Origin of the sequence: Halorubrum vacuolatum, assembly GCF_900188065.1 — an archaeon.
In the GTDB taxonomy this organism is placed as follows: Archaea; Halobacteriota; Halobacteria; order Halobacteriales; family Haloferacaceae; genus Halorubrum; species Halorubrum vacuolatum.
On record NZ_FZNQ01000003.1, the window covers coordinates 117354 to 136428 of the forward strand.

At 65.3% G+C, this 19075-nt stretch carries 14 protein-coding genes and 1 pseudogene; 11 read left to right on the forward strand and 4 right to left on the reverse strand.

Translation table 11 applies throughout. The features are described 5' to 3' along the window. Window positions 1-295: 295 nt before the first annotated feature. From thsB to metG, 6 genes and pseudogenes are all read left to right on the forward strand, one after another. A complete protein-coding gene (thsB, locus tag CHB65_RS04730) occupies window positions 296-1930 on the forward strand; it encodes a thermosome subunit beta (RefSeq protein WP_089383910.1) in 1635 nt (544 codons plus the stop codon). Window positions 1931-2137: 207 nt separating this feature from the next. Further along, on the forward strand, window positions 2138-3235 hold the full coding sequence (locus CHB65_RS04735; RefSeq protein ID WP_089383911.1) for an ornithine cyclodeaminase family protein: 1098 nt from the start codon (window positions 2138-2140) through the stop codon (window positions 3233-3235). A 106-nt stretch (window positions 3236-3341) separates the two neighbouring features. Beyond that, window positions 3342-3683: pseudogene (gene dcd, locus CHB65_RS17710) on the forward strand (dCTP deaminase); the annotation flags it as partial. Continuing rightward, window positions 3684-5435: a dCTP deaminase domain-containing protein gene (locus tag CHB65_RS17715; protein ID WP_394335409.1), complete on the forward strand. Its 1752-nt coding sequence runs from the start codon at window positions 3684-3686 to the stop codon at window positions 5433-5435. Beyond that, window positions 5435-6334, forward strand: coding sequence for a thiamine-phosphate synthase family protein (locus tag CHB65_RS04750; RefSeq protein ID WP_089383912.1), 900 nt, complete (start codon window positions 5435-5437; stop codon window positions 6332-6334). The genes CHB65_RS17715 and CHB65_RS04750 overlap by 1 nt, the downstream gene beginning before the upstream one ends. A gap of 104 nt (window positions 6335-6438) precedes the next feature. Beyond that, window positions 6439-8583 carry a methionine--tRNA ligase gene (gene metG / locus CHB65_RS04755; protein WP_089383913.1) on the forward strand — a complete coding sequence of 715 codons (2145 nt, stop codon included), beginning with the start codon at window positions 6439-6441 and terminating at the stop codon, window positions 8581-8583. A 66-nt stretch (window positions 8584-8649) separates the two neighbouring features. Here metG and CHB65_RS04760 read toward each other — a convergent pair whose 3' ends face one another. Next, the gene (locus tag CHB65_RS04760; RefSeq protein WP_089383914.1) at window positions 8650-9621 is read right to left on the reverse strand and encodes a DUF7351 domain-containing protein; all 972 of its coding nucleotides are present in this window, start codon (window positions 9619-9621) and stop codon (window positions 8650-8652) included. A 303-nt stretch (window positions 9622-9924) separates the two neighbouring features. Here CHB65_RS04760 and pyk point away from each other — a divergent pair, with 303 nt between their 5' ends. The 3 genes from pyk (at window position 9925) to CHB65_RS04775 (ending at window position 12894) form a co-directional block, all read left to right on the forward strand. Beyond that, window positions 9925-11682 (forward strand): pyruvate kinase, encoded by a 1758-nt coding sequence (gene pyk, locus CHB65_RS04765; protein ID WP_089383915.1) that lies wholly within the window; start codon window positions 9925-9927, stop codon window positions 11680-11682. Window positions 11683-11730: 48 nt separating this feature from the next. Next, on the forward strand, window positions 11731-12054 hold the full coding sequence (locus tag CHB65_RS04770; protein ID WP_089383916.1) for a DUF7312 domain-containing protein: 324 nt from the start codon (window positions 11731-11733) through the stop codon (window positions 12052-12054). A 189-nt stretch (window positions 12055-12243) separates the two neighbouring features. Continuing rightward, window positions 12244-12894 (forward strand): NfeD family protein, encoded by a 651-nt coding sequence (locus CHB65_RS04775; RefSeq protein WP_089383917.1) that lies wholly within the window; start codon window positions 12244-12246, stop codon window positions 12892-12894. A gap of 204 nt (window positions 12895-13098) precedes the next feature. Here CHB65_RS04775 and CHB65_RS04780 read toward each other — a convergent pair whose 3' ends face one another. Further along, window positions 13099-14949, reverse strand: a complete 1851-nt coding sequence (locus CHB65_RS04780; RefSeq protein ID WP_089383918.1) for a cation:proton antiporter domain-containing protein — start codon at window positions 14947-14949, stop codon at window positions 13099-13101. Between the two features lie 124 nt (window positions 14950-15073). Between CHB65_RS04780 and CHB65_RS04785 the strand changes: the two genes are divergently transcribed. Beyond that, window positions 15074-15265 (forward strand): hypothetical protein, encoded by a 192-nt coding sequence (locus CHB65_RS04785; protein ID WP_089383919.1) that lies wholly within the window; start codon window positions 15074-15076, stop codon window positions 15263-15265. Between the two features lie 138 nt (window positions 15266-15403). Here CHB65_RS04785 and CHB65_RS04790 read toward each other — a convergent pair whose 3' ends face one another. Both CHB65_RS04790 and CHB65_RS04795 read right to left on the reverse strand, forming a co-directional pair. Next, window positions 15404-16264, reverse strand: a complete 861-nt coding sequence (locus CHB65_RS04790; RefSeq protein ID WP_394335408.1) for a bacteriorhodopsin — start codon at window positions 16262-16264, stop codon at window positions 15404-15406. Between the two features lie 183 nt (window positions 16265-16447). After that, window positions 16448-18100: a phytoene desaturase family protein gene (locus CHB65_RS04795; RefSeq protein ID WP_245809902.1), complete on the reverse strand. Its 1653-nt coding sequence runs from the start codon at window positions 18098-18100 to the stop codon at window positions 16448-16450. 259 nt (window positions 18101-18359) lie between these two features. Here CHB65_RS04795 and CHB65_RS04800 point away from each other — a divergent pair, with 259 nt between their 5' ends. Then, window positions 18360-19043, forward strand: a complete 684-nt coding sequence (locus CHB65_RS04800; RefSeq protein WP_179213583.1) for a helix-turn-helix domain-containing protein — start codon at window positions 18360-18362, stop codon at window positions 19041-19043. Window positions 19044-19075: the final 32 nt, after the last annotated feature.

Below are 19075 nucleotides of genomic sequence, written 5' to 3' on the forward strand. Positions count from 1 at the left end.
CACGTTCGGGGATCCGTTCGGCTTGACCGTGACTCGAACGCGGCGATCACGACCTCGTCGTGACGGCCGACTCCATGCCGATCGTATATAAACGCGGGCAAAACGACCGCCGATCCCTCATTGTGTTCCGTGTCATTCCCTGGCACGAACCCGGCTCGATCACGCTTCCTTCACCCGATATCCGATGCCGATTCGTCGTCTCCTCACAGCCACTCGCATCGTCGCTCAACGAAGCATTTATATAGAATCACAAACAATCGTGCGGTGTATGAGCCAGCGAATGCAGGGACAGCCCATGATCATCATGGGGGAGGACGCCCAGCGCGTCAAAGACCGTGACGCTCAGGAGTACAACATCTCCGCGGCTCGCGCCGTCGCCGAGGCCGTACGGTCGACGCTCGGGCCGAAAGGGATGGACAAGATGCTCGTCGACTCGATGGGCGACGTCACCATCACGAACGACGGGGTCACCATCCTCCAGGAGATGGACATCGACAATCCGACCGCCGAGATGATCGTCGAGGTCGCAGAAACCCAGGAGGACGAGGCCGGTGACGGGACGACGAGCGCAGTCGCGGTCGCGGGCGAGCTGTTGAAAAACGCCCAGGACCTCCTCGAACAGGACATCCACCCGACAGCGGTGACGAAAGGGTTCCACCTCGCGAGCGAGCACGCCCGCGAGCAGGTGGATGAGATCGCCGCCGACGTTGATCCTGAGGACACCGAGACGCTCAAAAACGTCGCCGAAACCTCGATGACGGGCAAGGGCGCGGAGCTCGAAAAGGAGGCGCTCGCCGACCTCGTCGTCCGTGCGATACAGGGCGTCACCGTCGAGGCCGAGGACGGCTCACACGTCGTCGACCTCCAGAACCTCAAGATCGAGACCCGGACCGGCCGCTCGGCCGGTGAGTCGGCGCTGCTCTCGGGTGCAGTCATCGACAAGAATCCCGTCCACGAGGACATGCCGACCGACTTCGAGGAGGCGAACATCCTGCTTCTCAACGACCCCATCGAGGTCGAGGAGGCCGACGTCGACACCGCCGTCAGCATCGAGTCGCCGGACCAGCTCCAGCAGTTCCTCGACAAGGAGGAACAGCAGCTCCGTGAGAAGGTCGACCTGATCGTCGAAAGCGGCGCGGATGTCGTCTTCTGTCAGAAGGGCATCGACGACATGGCCCAGCACTACCTCGCGAAGGAGGGGATCCTCGCGGTTCGCCGGACGAAGAAGTCCGACCTCAAGTTCTTAAAGAACGTCCTCGACGCACCCATCGTCACCGACCTCGACTCGGTCACTTCCGCGGACCTCGCGACCGGCTCGATCGAGCGCGACGAGGCGGAGGAGCTCTTCTACGTCGAGGGCGAGGACGCTCACGGCGTCACCCTCCTCCTGTACGGTTCCACCGATCACGTCGTCGACGAACTCGAACGCGGGATCAACGACGCCATCGACGTCGTCGCCACGACCGTCTCCGACGGGCGAACCCTGCCCGGCGGCGGGGCCATCGAAGTCGAACTCGCGCGTCGCCTGCGCGACTACGCCGACTCCGTCTCCGGCCGCGAGCAGCTCGCCGTCGAGGCGTTCGCCGACTCCCTGGAGCTCATTCCCCGCGTCCTCGCGGAGAACGCCGGACTCGACTCCATCGACCTGCTCGTCGACCTCCGTGCGGCCCACGACGCCGGCGACACCAACGCCGGGCTCAACGTCTTCACCGGCGAGGTCGAGGACACCGTCGAGGCCGGCGTCGTCGAGACGGCCCACGCGAAGGAACAGGCGATCGCCTCGGCCGCCGAGGCGGCCAACCTCGTGTTGAAGATCGACGACATCATCGCCGCGGGCGACCTCTCGACCTCGGGCGACGACGACGAGGAGGCCGGTGCCCCCGGCGGCGGCATGGGCGGTATGGGCGGCGGCATGGGCGGCATGATGTGATCGTCCGATAGGACAGCACACCCACCGCTTCACCACGTCGCGTCCCGCCGATCGCTTCGTCACATCGCGTCCCGCCGATCGCTTCGTCACATCGCGTCCGAACCGATCTCGAGCCAATTCCTTTTTATCCATAAATCGAGGAGCTGATCGACAGCCCTGCCCGACGCGGGTAGCAGGGATTAAATACTCGACCGCAAATTTTGCGGCATGGAGACGTTGCTTTTGAACGCCGCCGACGTCGACGAAAACGCCCGAATGGACCTCGTTATCGAGGCGGTCGCCGGCGCGTTCACCGCCTACGAACGCGGTAACGCCCAGATGCCGCCGAAATCGTATATCGACCTCTCCGAATACAACGGGGATTTCCGCTCGATGCCCGCCTATATGCGGGTCGCTGCCGACGACGCCGCCGGCGAGGAGGGCTGGGACGCCGCCGGGCTCAAGTGGGTGAACGTCCACACCGACAACCCCGCCGATCACGACCTTCCGACGGTGATGGGGACGATGATCTACTCGGACCCCGAGACGGCGTTCCCGCTCGCGATCATGGACGGCACCGCGCTCACGATGAAGCGGACGGGCGCTGCCGCCGCCGTCGCCACCGATCACCTCGCGGTGCCGGATGCGACCTCCCTCGGGATCGTCGGCGCGGGCGTCCAGTCGTACACCCAGTTGGAGGCGATCGCCGAGATCCGCCCGATCGAGGAGGTCGTCGTGAGCGACCTCGACGAGGATCGGGTCGCCCGGTTCATCGACACCTTCGCGGACCGCTTCGAGGTTCGTGCGGGGAGCATCGCCGAGGCGGGCCACTGTGACATCCTCTCGACGGTGACCCCCGTCGAGGAGCCGATCGTCGGCCCCGACGATGTCGGCGAGCACACCCATATCAACGCGATGGGTGCCGACGCCGAGGGCAAACACGAACTGGCCGACGACCTGCTTCTTGCGGCGACCGTCGTTATCGACGACCACGAGCAGTGTACCCACTCCGGGGAGATCAACGTCCCGTACGCCGCGGGAACGCTCACCGACGACGACATCTACGGCGAGATCGGCGAGATCGTCGTCGGGGACCGACCCGGCCGCGCTGGCGTCGGCGACGCCGCGGGCGGTGGTGAGCCGGTCGACGTGGGTGACGGAGACGGTGCGAGCATCGGAGACGACGCGGACGGTGTCACCGGCGTCTCCGTCTTCGACTCGACCGGCCTCGCGATCCAGGACGTCGCGGCCGCCCGCGTCGTGTATCAGCAGGCGGACGCCAACGACAACGGCTACCCGTTCGACCTGATCGGCCTCGGTCGGTAGGCGAGGACTGATCCACTTCGGACCGCATTCGTCGCCCACCCCGCCCCCACCGACCCGCCGACCGACTTTCGCGTGTTTTTAAGGCCGTCCGCCCCCGTCTCCCGCCATGATACTGTCGGACGCCGACATCCTCGCCCGCCTCGCGGACGGGGACCTCGCCATCGAACCGCTCGATGACATCGATCAGCAGGTCCAGCCGGCGAGCGTCGATCTACGGCTCGGAGAGCGCTTTCTCGAGTTCCAGCGGACCAACATCCCCTGTATCCACCCGACGAAAGCCGACGAGGTCGGCCAGTACGTGACCGAGACGCGGGTCCCGGCCGGCGAGGAGTTCATCCTCCACCCCGGCGATTTCGTGTTGGGGACGACGAAAGAGCGCGTTGAGATCCCCGACGACCTCGTCGCACACGTCGAGGGCCGTTCCTCGCTCGGTCGGCTTGCTATCGTGGTGCACGCCTCGTTGCCCTACGACGAAACGGTGTTCCTGTGGACGCCGGATGAAGGGTTCGGATTCTACGAGATCGGCGATATCGTCGAAAACGAACGACCGGCAAGGGCGGTCGCGTTTGACCCGAAGACGTTGAGGGTGAGCACACACCACGTGACAGATTATATAATAAATCCGATAAAAAGGATCTACCGTGTGACGCTTGAGTCAGGCCGGGAAGTGCTGGTAACAAAGGATCACAACCTGTTCACGCTCGACGCGAACGGGGGTGTTACGCGCATAGCCAGCGAGAACGCTGAGGGCTCCCACGTGATGGTTCCGGGAACGCTTCCTCGATCCCCGACGGAGGAATCGGCCCTCGATCTGCTCTCACTGTTCGAAGGTGACGACGAAATCATCGTGTACGCGTCCGACGGGATGGGAGACGTTGCGTGGACCGACGACGTGGCGAGCCCATCACGGCGTCATTACGACTCGCGAGATGCGGCACCGCTATCATGCATCTCCAGTGCGACCGCTCCAAAAAAAGCGGACGTCGCGTTCAAACAGAGCGATTATAGACTGCCTCGCGACTTGGAGTTGACTCCGGAGTTCGGTTGGGTACTCGGGTTTTATATCGCCGAAGGTTCAGCCCGGCGGAAGCAGGTCCAGTTCGGAAACAAGGACGAAGCGCTTCTCGACCGGGTCGAAGAGTGGTTCGAGGGGTACGACGCCAGTATTTACCGACGAAAAGGTGATACCGGCGTCGAGCGACTCACAGTCTGTTCGGCGCTGTGGTCGAAAATCATCCGTGAACTCGCCGGGTCTGGAAGCGAGAAGGATATCCCGGACCGAGCGTGGAACTGGCCGGACGAAGTACTTCGAGAACTGCACGAGGGACTCCTCGATGGCGACGGTTCTCGCCGGGAGTCGAGGGATACGCTGTACACGTCGAACGGCTCCCTCGCTAGTGGTGCGATGTATCTGGCCGCTCGCCTCGGATTGCACAGTTCTACCTACTCCAGAGAGCGCGAGACCTACATCCCCATGAGCGACGTCACGACAAGCGGGATTGAACATGCTGTAGATACCGCGACTGATCCACACAAACGCGGCCAGTACGTCCCGGTTCCGAGCGAACTGCTTCGCACCTTGCGGAACGAAGCTGGATTGACCATGCGCGAGGCCGCCGATGCGATGGGCTACTCGTCGAAATCGAGCATTTCAAACGTTGAAAACGGGGAGTACGAAACCGTCAAACGCGACACTCTCCGGCGGTTCCGAGAGGCATATGCTGCGACTGATGCCAATACGCGGCGTCTCGATCAGATCCTCCGTGAAGATGTTCGATTCGAGGAAGTCGTTAATGTCGAAGAGACGGATCGTGTCGAACCGACGTACGATCTGGAAGTTCAGCCAAACGGCAGAACGATAGAGAACTTCCTCGGTGGAAAGGGGGGAGTGTTCCTGTCGAACACCGCCGGTTTGTGCGACCCGGGATATCAGGGGCAGATCACGCTCGAACTCTCCAACCTCGGCACCGCACCGGTCGCGCTCTCGCCCGGCATGCGCGTCTCCCAGTTGACCTTCACCGAGTTGCGCTCGCCGGCGGCACGTCCCTATGGCGCGGAACGCGGCTCGAAATATCAGGACCAGGACGGCCCGCAGGCGTCCCGGATCGGCGACGACCCGGAGTTCGTGGGCGAGACCGGGGAGACCGATCCGGGGTCCGAGAACGACGCGACGACGGCCGATTCCTCGGAGGGTGGCTAATGCGGTTCATCGAGGAGGTCGTCGTCGAGGAGTTCCTCCCGACGATCCGCTCGATGCTCGCCGAGGACCTCCGCGAGCGGGGGTTCACCCAGCGCGAGGTCGCCGACGCGCTCGGCATCTCCCAGTCGGCCGTCTCGAAGTACGCCCACGGCGACGTCGCCCGCAACGAGCGGGTGGTCGCCGACGAGCGGGTACGGGCGCTCGTCGAGCGCGTCGGCGCGGGCCTCGCGGAGGGCGATCTCACCCCCGTCGCCGCGCTCGTCGAGATCGAGGTCCTGATCCGGCAACTCGAGGAGGGGGACCTCCTCGCGGAGTTACACGAGGAGGCCATGCCCGCCCTCGCCGACGTCGACGTCTCGTTCTCCGTTCACGACCCCGACAGCGGCCTGCGTGAGCGGGAGACGACGCTCGCGTCGGTCCGGCGCGCGCTCCGGACGTTGACGAACGCCTCCGGGTTCGCCGGGCTGATCCCGAACGTGGGCGCGAACGTCGTCGAGTGCCTCTCGGATGCCGAGACGATCGACGACGTCGCCGGCGTCCCCGGTCGGCTCGTCGATGTGAAGGGCCGGGCGATGATCCCAGGCGAGCCCGAGTTCGGCGTGAGCGAGCACGTCGCGACCGTGTTGCTCGCGGCCCGCGAGGCGGGCTCGACCGCCCGCGCGGCGGTGAACCTTCGATACGACCCCGAGCTCGTCGAGACGCTCGCGACGTCACACCCGACCGTCGAGTTCGACGCCGAGGCGGGAACGGAGGCGGCGGTCCGGGCGGCCGTCGCCGACGCGGAGCCGAGCGAGACCCTCGTCGTCTACCAGACCGGCGCGATCGGCGTCGAGCCGATCGTGTACGTGCTGGCACCGACCGCACCGGAGGCGGCGGCGATCGTGAGGGGATTGTTGTAGCGACGGCGGTCATCGGAGGGCCGTTGTAGCGACGACGATCGGCGGGATTCGACGACCGCGAACCAGCGCGCTTTTGCCCCACATCCCCGAGTATCGAGATAACGATGAGCCACGACGAATTTCCCACCGACACGCCGGCGGTCGTGACCTGTGGGTTGCCGTACGCCAACGGCGAGCTCCACATCGGTCACCTCCGGACGTACGTCGGCGGCGACGTCTTCGCCCGCGCGCTCGACCGCCTCGGCCAGCAGACGGCGTTCGTCTCCGGCTCCGATATGCACGGGACGCCCGTCGCCGTCAACGCCGAGCAGGCGGGAGTCTCACCCGAGACGTTCGCGCTGGATTGGCACGAGACGTACGCCGAGACGTTCCCGCGGTTCAACGTCGCGTTCGACAACTACGGTCACACCCACGACGAGACGAACACGGCGGTCACCCGCGAGCTGGTCCGCGAACTCGACGAGCGCGGCCACGTCTACGAGAAGGAGATCATGGTCGCGTACGATCCCGTCGACGACCAGTTCCTCCCGGACCGCTACGTCGAGGGGACCTGTCCGTACTGTGGGGCTCACGCCCGCGGCGACGAGTGTGACGAGGGCTGTCAGCGGCACCTCGAACCCGGCGAGATCGAGGATCCCGTCTCGACGATCTCCGGCAATCCCGCCGAGTACCACGAACGGACCCACAAGTTCTTCGCCGTCTCCGAGTTCGCCGACTATCTCTCCGGATTCCTCGACCGCCTGGAGGGGACCTCGAACGCGCAGAACCAGCCACGCGAGTGGATCGAGGACGGGCTCAAAGACTGGTGTATCACCCGCGATATGGAGTGGGGGATCGACTATCCCGGAGCGGAGGGTGAGTCGGTGGATCTCGTTCTCTACGTCTGGGTCGACGCGCCGATCGAGTACATTTCCTCGACGAAACAGTACACGGATCGCGTCGGCGCGGACGTCTTCGATTGGGAGGCCGCTTGGAAGGAGGGCGCGAGCGAGGCGCATCCCGAGGGTGGAGAGATCATCCACGTGATCGGCCGCGACATCATCCAGCACCACACGATCTTCTGGCCCGCGATGTTGGAGGCGACCGACCACACGGAGCCACGCGCGGTGATGGCGAGCGGCTTCGTCACGCTCGGCGGGAAGGGCTTCTCGACGAGCCGCGACCGAGCGGTCTGGGCCGAGGAGTACCTCGATGAGGGCTTCCACCCCGACCCGCTCCGATACTATCTCGCGACCAACGGCGGCTTCCAGCAGGACGTCGACTTCTCCTGGGAGAAGTTCCGTGACCGCGTCAACACCGAACTCGTCGGCACGGTCGGCAACTTCTGTTATCGCTCGTTGCTCTTCGCGTACCGCAACGCCGACGACCTCCCGGCGGTGGAGACGACGAGCGGCGAGGTCACGGACCGCATCGACGAGGCGATCACGGCCTTCGAGGCCGCGGTCAACGACTACTCGATCCGGGCGGTCGGGGACGCGACCGTCGATCTCGCCCGCTTCGGCAACGAGTACATCCAGCACAACGAGCCGTGGAAGCTCGTCGATGAGGACCCCGAGGCGGCCGCACAGGTCATCCACGACTGCGTCGCGATCGCCAAGGCCATCGCGGTCCTCTTCGAGCCGATCGCCCCGGAGACGTGCGAGCGCCTTTGGGCGCAGATCGGCGCGTCGGGATCGGTCCACGACGTGACGGTCTCGGCGGCCCTCGAACCGCCGGCGGGCGACCTCGCGGAGCCGACCGAACTGTTCGAGAAGGTGCCCGACGAGCGCGTCGAGGAGTTGAACGCGAAGCTCGACGCCCGCGTCGCGGCGGCGGAGACGGACGAGGATGGCGATGCGGAGGACGATATGGCCGACGGCGACGATGACGGCACCGAAACTGAACCTGACGACGACATCCCATCTATGACCGATATCGACCCGATCAGCGACGACCGTATCAGCTTCGACCAGTTCCAGGAACTCGACATTCGCGTCGGCCGGATCGAGACGGCCGAGGGTATCGAGGGTGCCGACGATCTCGTGAAGCTCCGTGTCGATCTCGGCGTCGAGACGCGAACCATCGTCGCGGGGCTCAAACGGCTCCACGACGTCGAGACGCTTCCTGAAACGAAGGTGATCGTGCTCGCGAACATGGAGAAAGCGGAGCTGTTCGGCGTCGAATCGAACGGCATGGTGCTCGCCGCCGGCGACGAGGCCGACCTGCTCACGACCCACGAGGATACGGCTCCGGGGACGACGGTCCGCTGAGACCGTGCTTGGCGGTCCCGTGTGAACGTGACGCTTTGCTCCGTCGTCCCGAGATGACGTCGTGGCTCATTCGGCCGTCTTCGACGGTTGCCGGCTGACCTCGAGGTCCTCGGTGACGATGAGTAGCTCGCCCGTCGGCGCTTCGAAGCCGAGACGACCATCGACGGCGACCACCGGCCACTGTATCAGCTCCGCCAGCCGTTCCCATCCGGGTTCAACGTCGCGTTCGGCGAGAATCGTTGCGACGGGCTCAGCGTCGAGGACGCCCTGAAGTGGAGGGGCGAGCTGATAAATACCACACAATTGACAAGTGAACTCGATAACCCCCGGGTAATGGAGCCAGTCGCTCATCTCGCCCATCGAATCGGGCGATTCCTCGGTGGCCGTTGGGTCCTCGGCCCACGTGTCCATCGATTCGAATCGCTCGTCGTCACACACCCGTATTGTGGCGCTCACGTCCGCGCCACAGCGGGTGCAGAACCCGTTTCCCATCATCACCACTTGGTGTTCGAAGCGTCGGTGCGCGCGACGGAACGCGGTCTCAAGGTCGTTCGATTCGACCCCGGACGGTGGATACGCGAGGATGGTAAGCGTCCCCTTCGGTGCCAACTCGTGTTCAAATCCCCCTTGGCAGCCCGGACATCGCGTCACCAGCTGTCCGTCATCGTAGCCGACCTCTACGTTCGCTCCACAGAAGTAACACGTGGCGTCGATCGGTTCGAACTCGATCGTTGGATCCTTCGAGAGGATACCCGTGCGATGGATGCGGATCACTTCCCGGCCGGCTTCGCGCAGGCGATATCCGTCGTTATACTGCTCGACGAATTGCCCAGTGAGTTTATCGAGATGATAATTAAAGCGTCCGCTGTCCTCGATGCCGACGTCCTCCCGTATCGTCGAGTATGTCACGGTGTTCGCCATCGGTCCAGGCCCGACGGTCCGTTTATATAGTGCGTCGAGGATCTGCAATCTGATCTCGCTCCCGAGAAAGGCGAATACCGATGCACCGACGTCGGTCGATCCGTCGGACGCATACATATACCAACGTACTCTCATGGGATAACTTAGATATATCGATAGACATGATCCTGATAATACACGTTTTTCGGTTGGTTATTTTTCTAAGTGTTTCCTCACTCATATACCACGATACTGTCGTGAGTCACCCATTCGAGATAGTTAGCCGCTCGTGAATCGTCGATACACGGACGCGTTCTTGTTAGAAATACAACAATATCGTCGACGGATTCTCTTTTAAGTACGAACGCGATCCGATCGAACATTCACTCGGGAGCGACTCAACCGTGTGCCTTTTTGAGTCGGTCCGTCGAACCTGCGGGCATGAGAAACGCCAAGATCGTCTGTACGCTCGGTCCGGCGTCGGACGACCAGGACACGATCCACGCGCTGGCGACGGCGGGGATGTCGGTCGCACGGCTCAACGCCAGCCACGGAACCACCGACCATCGCGAGGAGGTAATCGGGCGCGTACGGGCCGTCGACGAGCTGATCGCGGACCCGCTCGCCGTCATGGTCGACCTGAAGGGGCCGGAGATCCGCACCGCGGTCGTCGATGACCCGATCCTGCTTGAGGAGGGCTCGACGGTCGTCTTCTCTCCGGGCGAGGAAGCGACCCCGGAGCGCGTCGGGCTCACTCACTCGATCGCCGCGGCCGGTTCGGGCGATACGGTCCTGCTCGATGACGGCCGGATCGAGTGCCGCGCCGAGGCCGTCGACGGCGACGAGGTGACCGCGATCGTTCGGACGGGTGGACAGCTCGGGTCGCGCAAGGGCGTCAATCTCCCCGGCGTCGCCGTCGACGTGGACCTGATCACGCCCGCCGACGAGAACGAGCTCGCCCTGGCCGCACGCACTGAAGCCGACTTCGTCGCCGCCTCCTTCGTCCGTGACGACGACGACGTCTACCGTATCGCCGACCGCCTCGACGAGTACGGCGGCGGTGATATCCCCGTGATCGCGAAGATCGAACGCGCCGGTGCCGTCGAAAATCTCGACGGGATCATCGCCGCCGCCGACGGCGTGATGGTCGCCCGTGGCGACCTCGGGGTCGAGTGTCCCTTGGAGGAGGTCCCGGTCATCCAAAAACGGATCATCCGAAAGTGCATCACGGCGGGCGTCCCCGTGATCACGGCGACGGAGATGCTCGATTCGATGGTCCGCTCCCGTCGACCGACCCGTGCTGAGACCTCCGACGTCGCCAACGCCGTTCTCGACGGCACCGACGCCGTGATGCTCTCCGGTGAGACCGCCATCGGCGCCCATCCCGTCACCGTCGTCGAGACGATGGACCGGATCGTCCGTGAGGTCGAATCGAGCGAGGAGTACGCGGAGACGCGCGAACAGCGCATCCCCGCCGCGAAGGAAGACTCCCGGACGGAGGCGTTGGCTCGCTCGGCGCGGTACCTCGCCCGCGACATCGGCGCCTCGGCGATCGTCGCGGTCTCCGAGTCCGGGTACACCGCACGCAAGACCGCGATGTTCCGACCCGGCGTCCCCATCGTCACGACCACCCCGAACGACCGCGTTCGCCGACAGCTCGCGCTCTCGTGGGGCGTTCAGCCGATCACGACCACGTACGCGCCGGACATGGAGTCCGTGCTCGATAGCGCCGTCGAGGCGACCCTGAACGCCGACGCGGCCACCTCCGGGGACACCATCGTCGTGCTCTCGGGGATGATGACGGAGCTTGAGGGGACGAACACGACGAACACGCTGAAGGTCCACGTCGCCGCCGAGACGCTCGCGACGGGCAAAGGGACGACGGCCGGTCGGGTCGCCGGACCGATCCATCGGCTCGCGGACGGCGACCTCTCCACGGTCCCCGAGCGGGCCATCCTCGCGCTCGATTCGGAGTTCGATTCGGAGTTCTCGGGCGAGCTTGATCGGGTCGTCGGCATCATCGATGCGCGGCCCGGGATGACCGGCTACCCGGCCGTCATCGCCCGCGAGCTCGGCGTCCCGATGGTCTCGGGCGCGACGCTCCCAGACCACGTCGATGACGGCGACGTCGTGACCGTCGACGGCGAGCGCGGCATCGTCTACGACGGCGACGTCGTTCGAGCGGCGCGTGATCGGTGAGCCGTCCGGGTCGCCAGTCATTTATTACCGAACCACATAGAACCGGCTATGACGCGTGCGAGCGACCCCGACGGACGGGTCGACCCGACCGACGATGCACGGACGGCCGGGTCCGGCGAAGGCGGTCCGGTCGATCCGGAGGGCGAAGGCGGTCCGGGCGGCTCGACCAGCGCGGACCACGGAGCCGGCGCGGACGATGACGAGCGCGAGTGGCGCTTCGCCGTCGAGGACGTCGGTCCCGACGGCGTGACCGAGGACACGAGCACGCCACGCGACGAGCCGATCGAGCCGGGTGAGGTAGACCTCGAACACGCGGCGTTCGTCGTCCTCGGCGTCGCGATCACGGTCGGGACGCTCGTGCTCGGGTTCTGATCGGCTTCCGGCGTACTGATCGGCTTCGGGTTATCGATCGGCTTTTGACGTACCGAACGGTGCGTGTTTCCGACCGGTTCCCCGGATCGGATCGTCGGTGACTTTCTCGACGGAACCTCCTTCTCGTGAGACGGCGAACGGGAACCGCCCGCACCACAACTTAATCACGTCGGGCCCATAGGAATGGATATGGACGTCCTGGTGCAGGCGGATCTGTTCGGGCCCGAGACCCTGCCCCTGTTGCTTTTAACCGCGGGACTGCTGCTCTCGATGGCCGAGGCGCTCGCGCCCGGGGCGAACTTCATCGTCGTCGGCATCGCGCTCATCGGCGCCGGGCTTGCGGGCGTGGTGCTCGCGACGCTCGGCGTTGCTGGGACACTGCTCACCGTTCTGCTGGCGATCTTCACGCTGCTGTTCGGCGCCGCCGCCTTCTACGGCTACCACGAGTTCGACATCTACGGCGGAAAGGGACAACAACAGACGAGCGACCGCAACGCCCTCAAGGGCAAACTCGGAACCGTCACCGAAACCGTGACCACCCGCGGGGGGCAGGTGAAACTGGAGGGTGGTGGATTCAACCCCTACTACTCCGCACGCTCCATCGAGGGCACCATCGAGGAGGGTGAGGAGGTGATGGTCGTCGATCCCGGCGGGGGCAACGTCGTGACCGTCGAATCGATGTCGTACGTCGAGGACGATATCGACCGCGAACTCGCCGCCGACCGTGCGCGCAAGGAAGCCGACGAGCGAGCCGACGAGCGTGACCCCGACGGTGAGGCTGCCGCGGAGGGAGGGGCGGCGATCGATTCGGATGTCGAGACCGAACGGGCCGACCGCTGAGACGGATCGTCCGGGCTGTCCACACCGTTTTTGACCCGCCGAACACACCGTTCGACGCACACAGCAGTCCCGATCACAGATACGTGAAACCACTGACACAGCGCCGTCTCGATCCGATCCAATTCTTTACGATCAATAAGGCCGATACCTGACCAGTCGGATTGCTGTCTACTTTTCACGGCTCGTTATTCCCCGTTTTCGGGACTAATCGTGTGGATGAACCCGCTTTACCGCCCGTTCGACGGCGTCCTCGGTCCCAAGGAAGGTGATCCGGTCGTCGGCCTCAAGTACCGTGTCGCCGTGTGGGACGAACGTCTCCCCGTCGCGGCCGATGACGGCGACGATCGCGCCGTCGGGGATCTCCGCGCCCAACTGTCTGAGCGTCCGCCCGGCGAAGGTGTCGGCGGTGATCGTCACCTCCTGTGCGTCGTGACCCTCGCCCAGTTCGGTCATCCAGTGGGCGAGCGTGGGCCGTTCGATCTCGTTGTCGATCGTCCACGCCATCGCCGAGGAGACGTCGATCGCCCGCACGTCGAGCGCGTCGAACGCCGCCACGTTGTCCGGGTCGTTCACGCGGGCGATCACGCTCCCGATGTCGAACTTGTTTCTGGCGAGCTGTGCACAGAGCAGGTTGCCGTCGTCCGTCGAGGTCGCGGCGACGAGGAGCTTCGCGTTCCCCGCGCCAGCTGCCGTGAGGTCCTCGGTCTCCGTCCCGTCACCGAGTTCCGCCCGGAAGCCGTCGCGTTGGAGGCCCTCGACGACCGCCGGGTCCCGATCCATGATGATCACGTTCTCGCCGCGGTTCTCCAGCCGTGTGGCGAGCGCCCGGCCGACCCGGCCGCCGCCGATGATGATGCTTTTCATGGGTTGGATCTCGAGTGACTCGGCGATCTGTCGTGCGAGCCCCGCCTGCAGGACGACCGTTGCGAAGATCACGAGAAAGACCGTTCCCGCGAGCGTCTGTGCGGCCGCGAACTCGCCGGCGGCCTCCAGTTGGATCGCAAAGAGCGTCGCGACGGAGGCCGGGATGATCCCCCGTGGCCCGACGAGGCTGACGAAGAGCCGCTCGTTCCGCGTGAACGCGTCGTCGCGCGCGGAGATGAACACGACCACCGGTCGGATCACGAGGGTGACGGCCACGACGACGGCGACCCCGCCGATCCCGAGCCCGAGGAGGGCGTCGAACTCGATGAGCGCCGCCAGCGAGATGAACACGAACGAGAGCGCGACCAGGGTGAGGTCGCGGCCGAACCCCTCGACTTCCGAACGGTGCGGGAGGTCGACGTTGCCGAGGAGGACGCCGGCGGCGGCCGCGGCAGCGACGCCGGTTTCGGGCGCGACGGACTCCGCGAGCCCGTACGCGACGAACGCCCCGCCGAGGGTGACGAGCCGAACGGTCCGTTTCGCGTCCGCACCGGGCGCGTCGAGTTCGATGAGGACGACGTAGACCGCCGACGCGACGACCATTCCGACCCCGATGCCGGCGACGAGCCGCGTGAGAAAGCCCACCGGTACCGCGGTCGGGTCGTTCGCGACCACGATCGTCTCGAAGACGACGATCGCCAACACGGCGGCGGTCACGTCGTTGAGGATGCCCTCGGCTTCGAGCGTCGAGGCGACGTGTCCGCGGACGTCGATCACCTGCAGGATCGGCGTGATCACCGTTGGGCCCGTCGCGATGAGCAACGCGCCGATCAGGAAGGCGATCCCCCAGTCGTCGGTGAGAAAGAGCCGGACGGCGAGTGCCGTCCCGAGGAACATCACGAGCGCGCCGACCGTGATCATGCGCTTGATCGTCGTGGGGGCCTCGTTGAGCCGATCCCGGCGTAGATGGAACCCACCCTCGAAGACGATGATCGCGACCGAGAGTCCGACGACCGTACTTAAGCCGTCGCCGAACGTCTCCGCCGTGACGAACCCGAGCCCCTCCGGCCCGATCAGCACCCCCACGAGGATGAGAAAGAGGACGCTCGGGACGCGAACGCGCGACGCGACGACCTGCAGCGCGATCCCGATCGCGAGGATGGCCGTGATAACCGGGAGTGTTCCGCTCACAGCCGTGCTATTCGTTCCGCCAGTAAAACGGCGCTCCCAGACAGGTCAGCATGCCCGAACGCATCGAGCCGGCCGTCCATCCGTCGGATCAACATCTATATCACCCACACCCGTAGATCCGACCATGTCATTCGTTTCACGGGCCCTCCGCTGGTTTAACCGACAGGAGACGCCGGTCCAAGTGGGATCGACGGTCGTGGTCTTCGTCCTACTTTTCATCCTCGGCGTCTACACGGCCGGGATCGTTCCCGGACTTATCATGATCGTCCTCGCGGTCGAGCATGTGCTTCGGCCGGAGGAAACGGAGACGGACTGAGGGATACGCCCGTTCGTTCGCCTTCCGTCGATCCGTCTCCCCATTCGCCCGTCGCTTCCGAGATCGTGTTCGTTTTCGCGTCGCTCCGCACGAGCGCCGCGTTCAAAAAGAATGGACCGGAAGTCGGTGGAAGGTCGATCAGTCGTCAGCGGGGGCGACGTTGGCGCTGTCGGCCGCGCCGAGACCGTCAGCCATTCCGGCGATCGCGCTCTCGTTCGCCTTCACATAGCTCAACAGGAGGTACGCGAAGATGTACTTCGCGAGGATGTCGAGCACGCTGTAACCCCACGACGTGACCGCGACATCGAGCACGGCGACGCCCTCGAGACCCAGCGCCCAGATGACCGGGTACCCGAACCACGTGACCGCGGTAAGCAGCTTCAGGGTGTTGAAGATGCCCGCGGTCCCGGCGACCTCAGCGTCCTTGGGCCACTGCACGAGCAGCACGTACAGGACCTGCAGGAAGAACATGCAGCTGATGAAGAACCAGAACCAGCGCATCATGTGTGAGGACGTCGTCAGCGCGGCTGCGAGCCCCGTCACACACATCGCCGTGGTTCCGGTCACCGCGGTGAAGATCTTGGTGACGTTCGATCCCGCAAGGAGACCGAGCGCGATCAGGATCATCGGCGTCGACAGCGCCCACGTGAGGTACCGGCCCCACATGGTGAGTGCCTCTTCACCGGCTATCGCGTGTCCGGCCGGCATCTCGAGGAAGCTGATCGTGAGTCCGGACGCGAGACCGGTGTAACTCGAGATGGACACGAGCGGAACCAACAGCGTCGCGACCCAGATCAGCTGGGCGCGCTGGTTCTGTATGTTCCGCCCCATGTACACGAACAGGATGATCGACAGCCCGGCGAGGGCGATGTTGGCCCAGAACGACGCGTTCAGCAGGGCGTCGTCCTGAACCGCCTGGAATACCTCGGCCTGGGTCATCTCGAGCGGGACGACACTTTGTGTCAGTATCGCCATGTCGGCTGCTGCTGTTTCTAACATGCGACAGTGATGGCTATGCAGCGTTTGGAGTAAATGTCACAACCTAACGAGTATGGAACCGCCGGATCGCCCCCTTTCGGCGGTCTTTGCCGGGATGACGGCTTTTTCCGATATTTCATATTCTCCGCCCAACAGCCGTCGATGGGACGATCAACCACGACAAAAAGCTGGATCCGTCGGTTTCTATCGCCCGAGCAGGGTGCGCTCACCGATCCCGCCGTCCCCGACATCCTCACGGATCGCCTCGGCGACGTGTTCGCCGCTCAACAGACACATCGGCATCCCGATCCCCGGGTTCGCGCTCCCGCCTGCATAGTACACCCGATCGAGCCCCGGCGCCCGCTGGCCGGGTCGCAGGGGACCGGTCTGTGTCAGGGTGTGCGCGAGGCCGAGCGCGCTCCCATGCGGCTTGTTGAACCACGTCGCGAACTCCGAGATGCACGCCGTCTCCTCGACGACGATCCGGCCGCGGAGGTCGACGTCCGCGTACTCGCGGAGCGCACCGAGGACCTTCGACCGAAACGCCTCGCGGCGCTCCGGGGTGTCATCGAGTCCCGGTGCGAGGGGGACGAGGACGACGACCGCCTCGTGGCCTTCCGGTGCGACCGTCGGATCCGTGACCGACGGCACGTTCACGTAGAACGCGGGCGATTCCGGCCAGCGTGGGTCCTCGAAGATCGACTCGAAGTGTGGATCCCAGTCCGTCGGCAGCACCAACGTGTGGTGTTCGAGCGGCTCCACGTCGCCCTCGACGCCCAGATAACACATGTACGCCGACGGCCCGTACGTGCGTCCCTCCCAGTAGTCGCCCGTGCCGGGAATCCGGTCGTGAAGTCGTCGCGTCGCGTCCGCTGGCAACAGCTCCTTTTCGGCGTACTCCGGCGGGACCGCACAGACGACCCGGTCGTGGACGGTCCGCTCCGTGTTGGCTTCGCTCGCTCCTCCGGTCGCACCCCCGTCCACTGCCGCCGGGCGCTCGATCCCGTCGGATCCCGACGGTCGCTCGGTCGGGCGCGTCTCGATGGCGACGCCGTCGTCGAGCGGATCGACGGCGGTTACGGTTACCCCCGTGTCGATCGTCGCCCCTTGCTCGCGGGCGACCGCAGCGATCGCCTCGACGACCTCGTACATCCCGCCCTGCGGATAATACACGCCCAACCCGAAGTCGACGTGGCTCATCAGCTTGTACAGCGCCGGCGTGTTGTATGGCGACCCACCGAGGAAGACGAGCGTGTACTCCAACAGCTGACGGAGCTTCGGGTGCTCGACGTATTTTTTCGCGTGATCATCGAGCGTTCCCAAGAGGGTGAGCCCGCGGCCGGACCTAACCACGTCGCCCGCGAGGTAGTCGCGAACCCGCGAGCGCCCGGGGACGACGAACCGGTCCATCCCGATCTCGTAGGCGTCCTCGGCGTCCTCCAGGTATCGCCGGAACGCCTCGCCGCCGCCCGATTCGTAGGACTCGAAGAGATCGGCGGCCGCGTCGGGATCGGCCGGCACGTCCGCGCGGTCGCCGTCGTCCCAGAAGACGCGGTAGTTCGGGTCGAGCCGCACCAACTCGTAGTAGTCCTCGGGTCGACGATCGAACCGCTCGAAGAACCGCTCGAACGTCTCCGGCATCAGGTACCACGACGGCCCTGTGTCGAACCGGAAGCCGTCCCGTTCCAGTCGCGAGGCGACCCCGCCGACCGCGGATCGACGTTCATAAAGGGTGACGTCCGCGCCCGCAGCCGCGAGGTGTGCCGCCGCCGACAACCCGCCGAATCCGCCGCCGACGACCCCGACCGACGTTCCGGTAAGCTCCCTTCCTCCGCCGGGCATCGTTCCGTTCGTCATCACCCGGTAATACGGTCGCGATGGGCGAGAGTCGCGGCCGTCATGTGGCGGGGCTTCAAGTGTGGTCACCCCGAGGCGAGTCGGCGACCGCTCGGGATCCCTCCGTCTCAACACGGTCGGGCCCGTCGGATCCACGCACGGACCAGTTCATCCGTGGCTGTCGTCCCAGTCCCACTGGGGGATGTCACCCCGGTCCCACCGGGGGATGTCGTACTGGTTCGGGAGTGGGTGTTTACCGTCGGGGTGTGTAGTAACGACCATGTCCACATCGGAGACCGCTTCATCGGACACCGGCTCGGCGGATGAACGGGACGGGGCGGCGGAGGCCGATCCGGGCGTCCGCGTTCGACTCACCGTGTTCGACCCGCCAGCGTGTCCGGTCGCCGATGCGCTTCCGTCCGATGCGACCGCGAGCGACCTCTCGCGAACCGCCGGGGGGTCGTCCGTGGAGCAGTTCAGGACGGACCGGCCGATCGAGGGGGAGACACCCACGTTTGCCGCGGACGGCGCGTACGTCTACCGCCGCTCGTTGCCGGAGACGGCGTGTCCGTGTCGGACGGTCGAGGCGCTCGGCCATCCGGTGACGGACACCCGTGTTCGAACCGACCCGCCGCGCATCTCCTTTACCCTGCTTTTGCCCTCCGTCGATCCCCTTCCGACCGTGATCGAGCGGCTCGAATCGACCGGCTCGTCCGTCTCGCTCGACCGACTCACCCGAACGGGCGGGGCCGGCGGCTCGGAGCCGATCGTCATCGACCGGGCGACGCTCACCGACCGACAACGGGAGGTGTTGTCCGCGGCCTACCGAATGGGCTACTTCGCGTATCCCCGCGAGGCGAGCGCCGAGGAGGTCGCCGAGGCGGTCGGGATCGCCCGCTCGACGTTCGCCGAACACCTCGCTGCCGCCCACAGACAGGTGATCGGCGACGTGGTGGACGGCTGAGCCTGTTTCGACGCGACCGGAAACACGCCTCC

Bases quoted from the DNA above. Each gene is read 5' to 3' on its own strand.
- CHB65_RS04785 (WP_089383919.1), top strand. From the start codon at position 15,074: ATGTCATTCGTTTCACGGGCCCTCCGCTGGTTTAACCGACAGGAGACG.
- CHB65_RS04750 (WP_089383912.1), top strand. From the start codon at position 5,435: ATGCGGTTCATCGAGGAGGTCGTCGTCGAGGAGTTCCTCCCGACGATC.
- CHB65_RS04770 (WP_089383916.1), top strand. From the start codon at position 11,731: ATGACGCGTGCGAGCGACCCCGACGGACGGGTCGACCCGACCGACGAT.
- CHB65_RS04795 (WP_245809902.1), bottom strand. From the start codon at position 18,100: ATGACGAACGGAACGATGCCCGGCGGAGGAAGGGAGCTTACCGGAACG.
- CHB65_RS04790 (WP_394335408.1), bottom strand. From the start codon at position 16,264: ATGTTAGAAACAGCAGCAGCCGACATGGCGATACTGACACAAAGTGTC.
- CHB65_RS04800 (WP_179213583.1), top strand. From the start codon at position 18,360: ATGTCCACATCGGAGACCGCTTCATCGGACACCGGCTCGGCGGATGAA.
- CHB65_RS04775 (WP_089383917.1), top strand. From the start codon at position 12,244: ATGGACGTCCTGGTGCAGGCGGATCTGTTCGGGCCCGAGACCCTGCCC.
- thsB (WP_089383910.1), top strand. From the start codon at position 296: ATGATCATCATGGGGGAGGACGCCCAGCGCGTCAAAGACCGTGACGCT.
- CHB65_RS04760 (WP_089383914.1), bottom strand. From the start codon at position 9,621: ATGTATGCGTCCGACGGATCGACCGACGTCGGTGCATCGGTATTCGCC.
- pyk (WP_089383915.1), top strand. From the start codon at position 9,925: ATGAGAAACGCCAAGATCGTCTGTACGCTCGGTCCGGCGTCGGACGAC.
- metG (WP_089383913.1), top strand. From the start codon at position 6,439: ATGAGCCACGACGAATTTCCCACCGACACGCCGGCGGTCGTGACCTGT.
- CHB65_RS04735 (WP_089383911.1), top strand. From the start codon at position 2,138: ATGGAGACGTTGCTTTTGAACGCCGCCGACGTCGACGAAAACGCCCGA.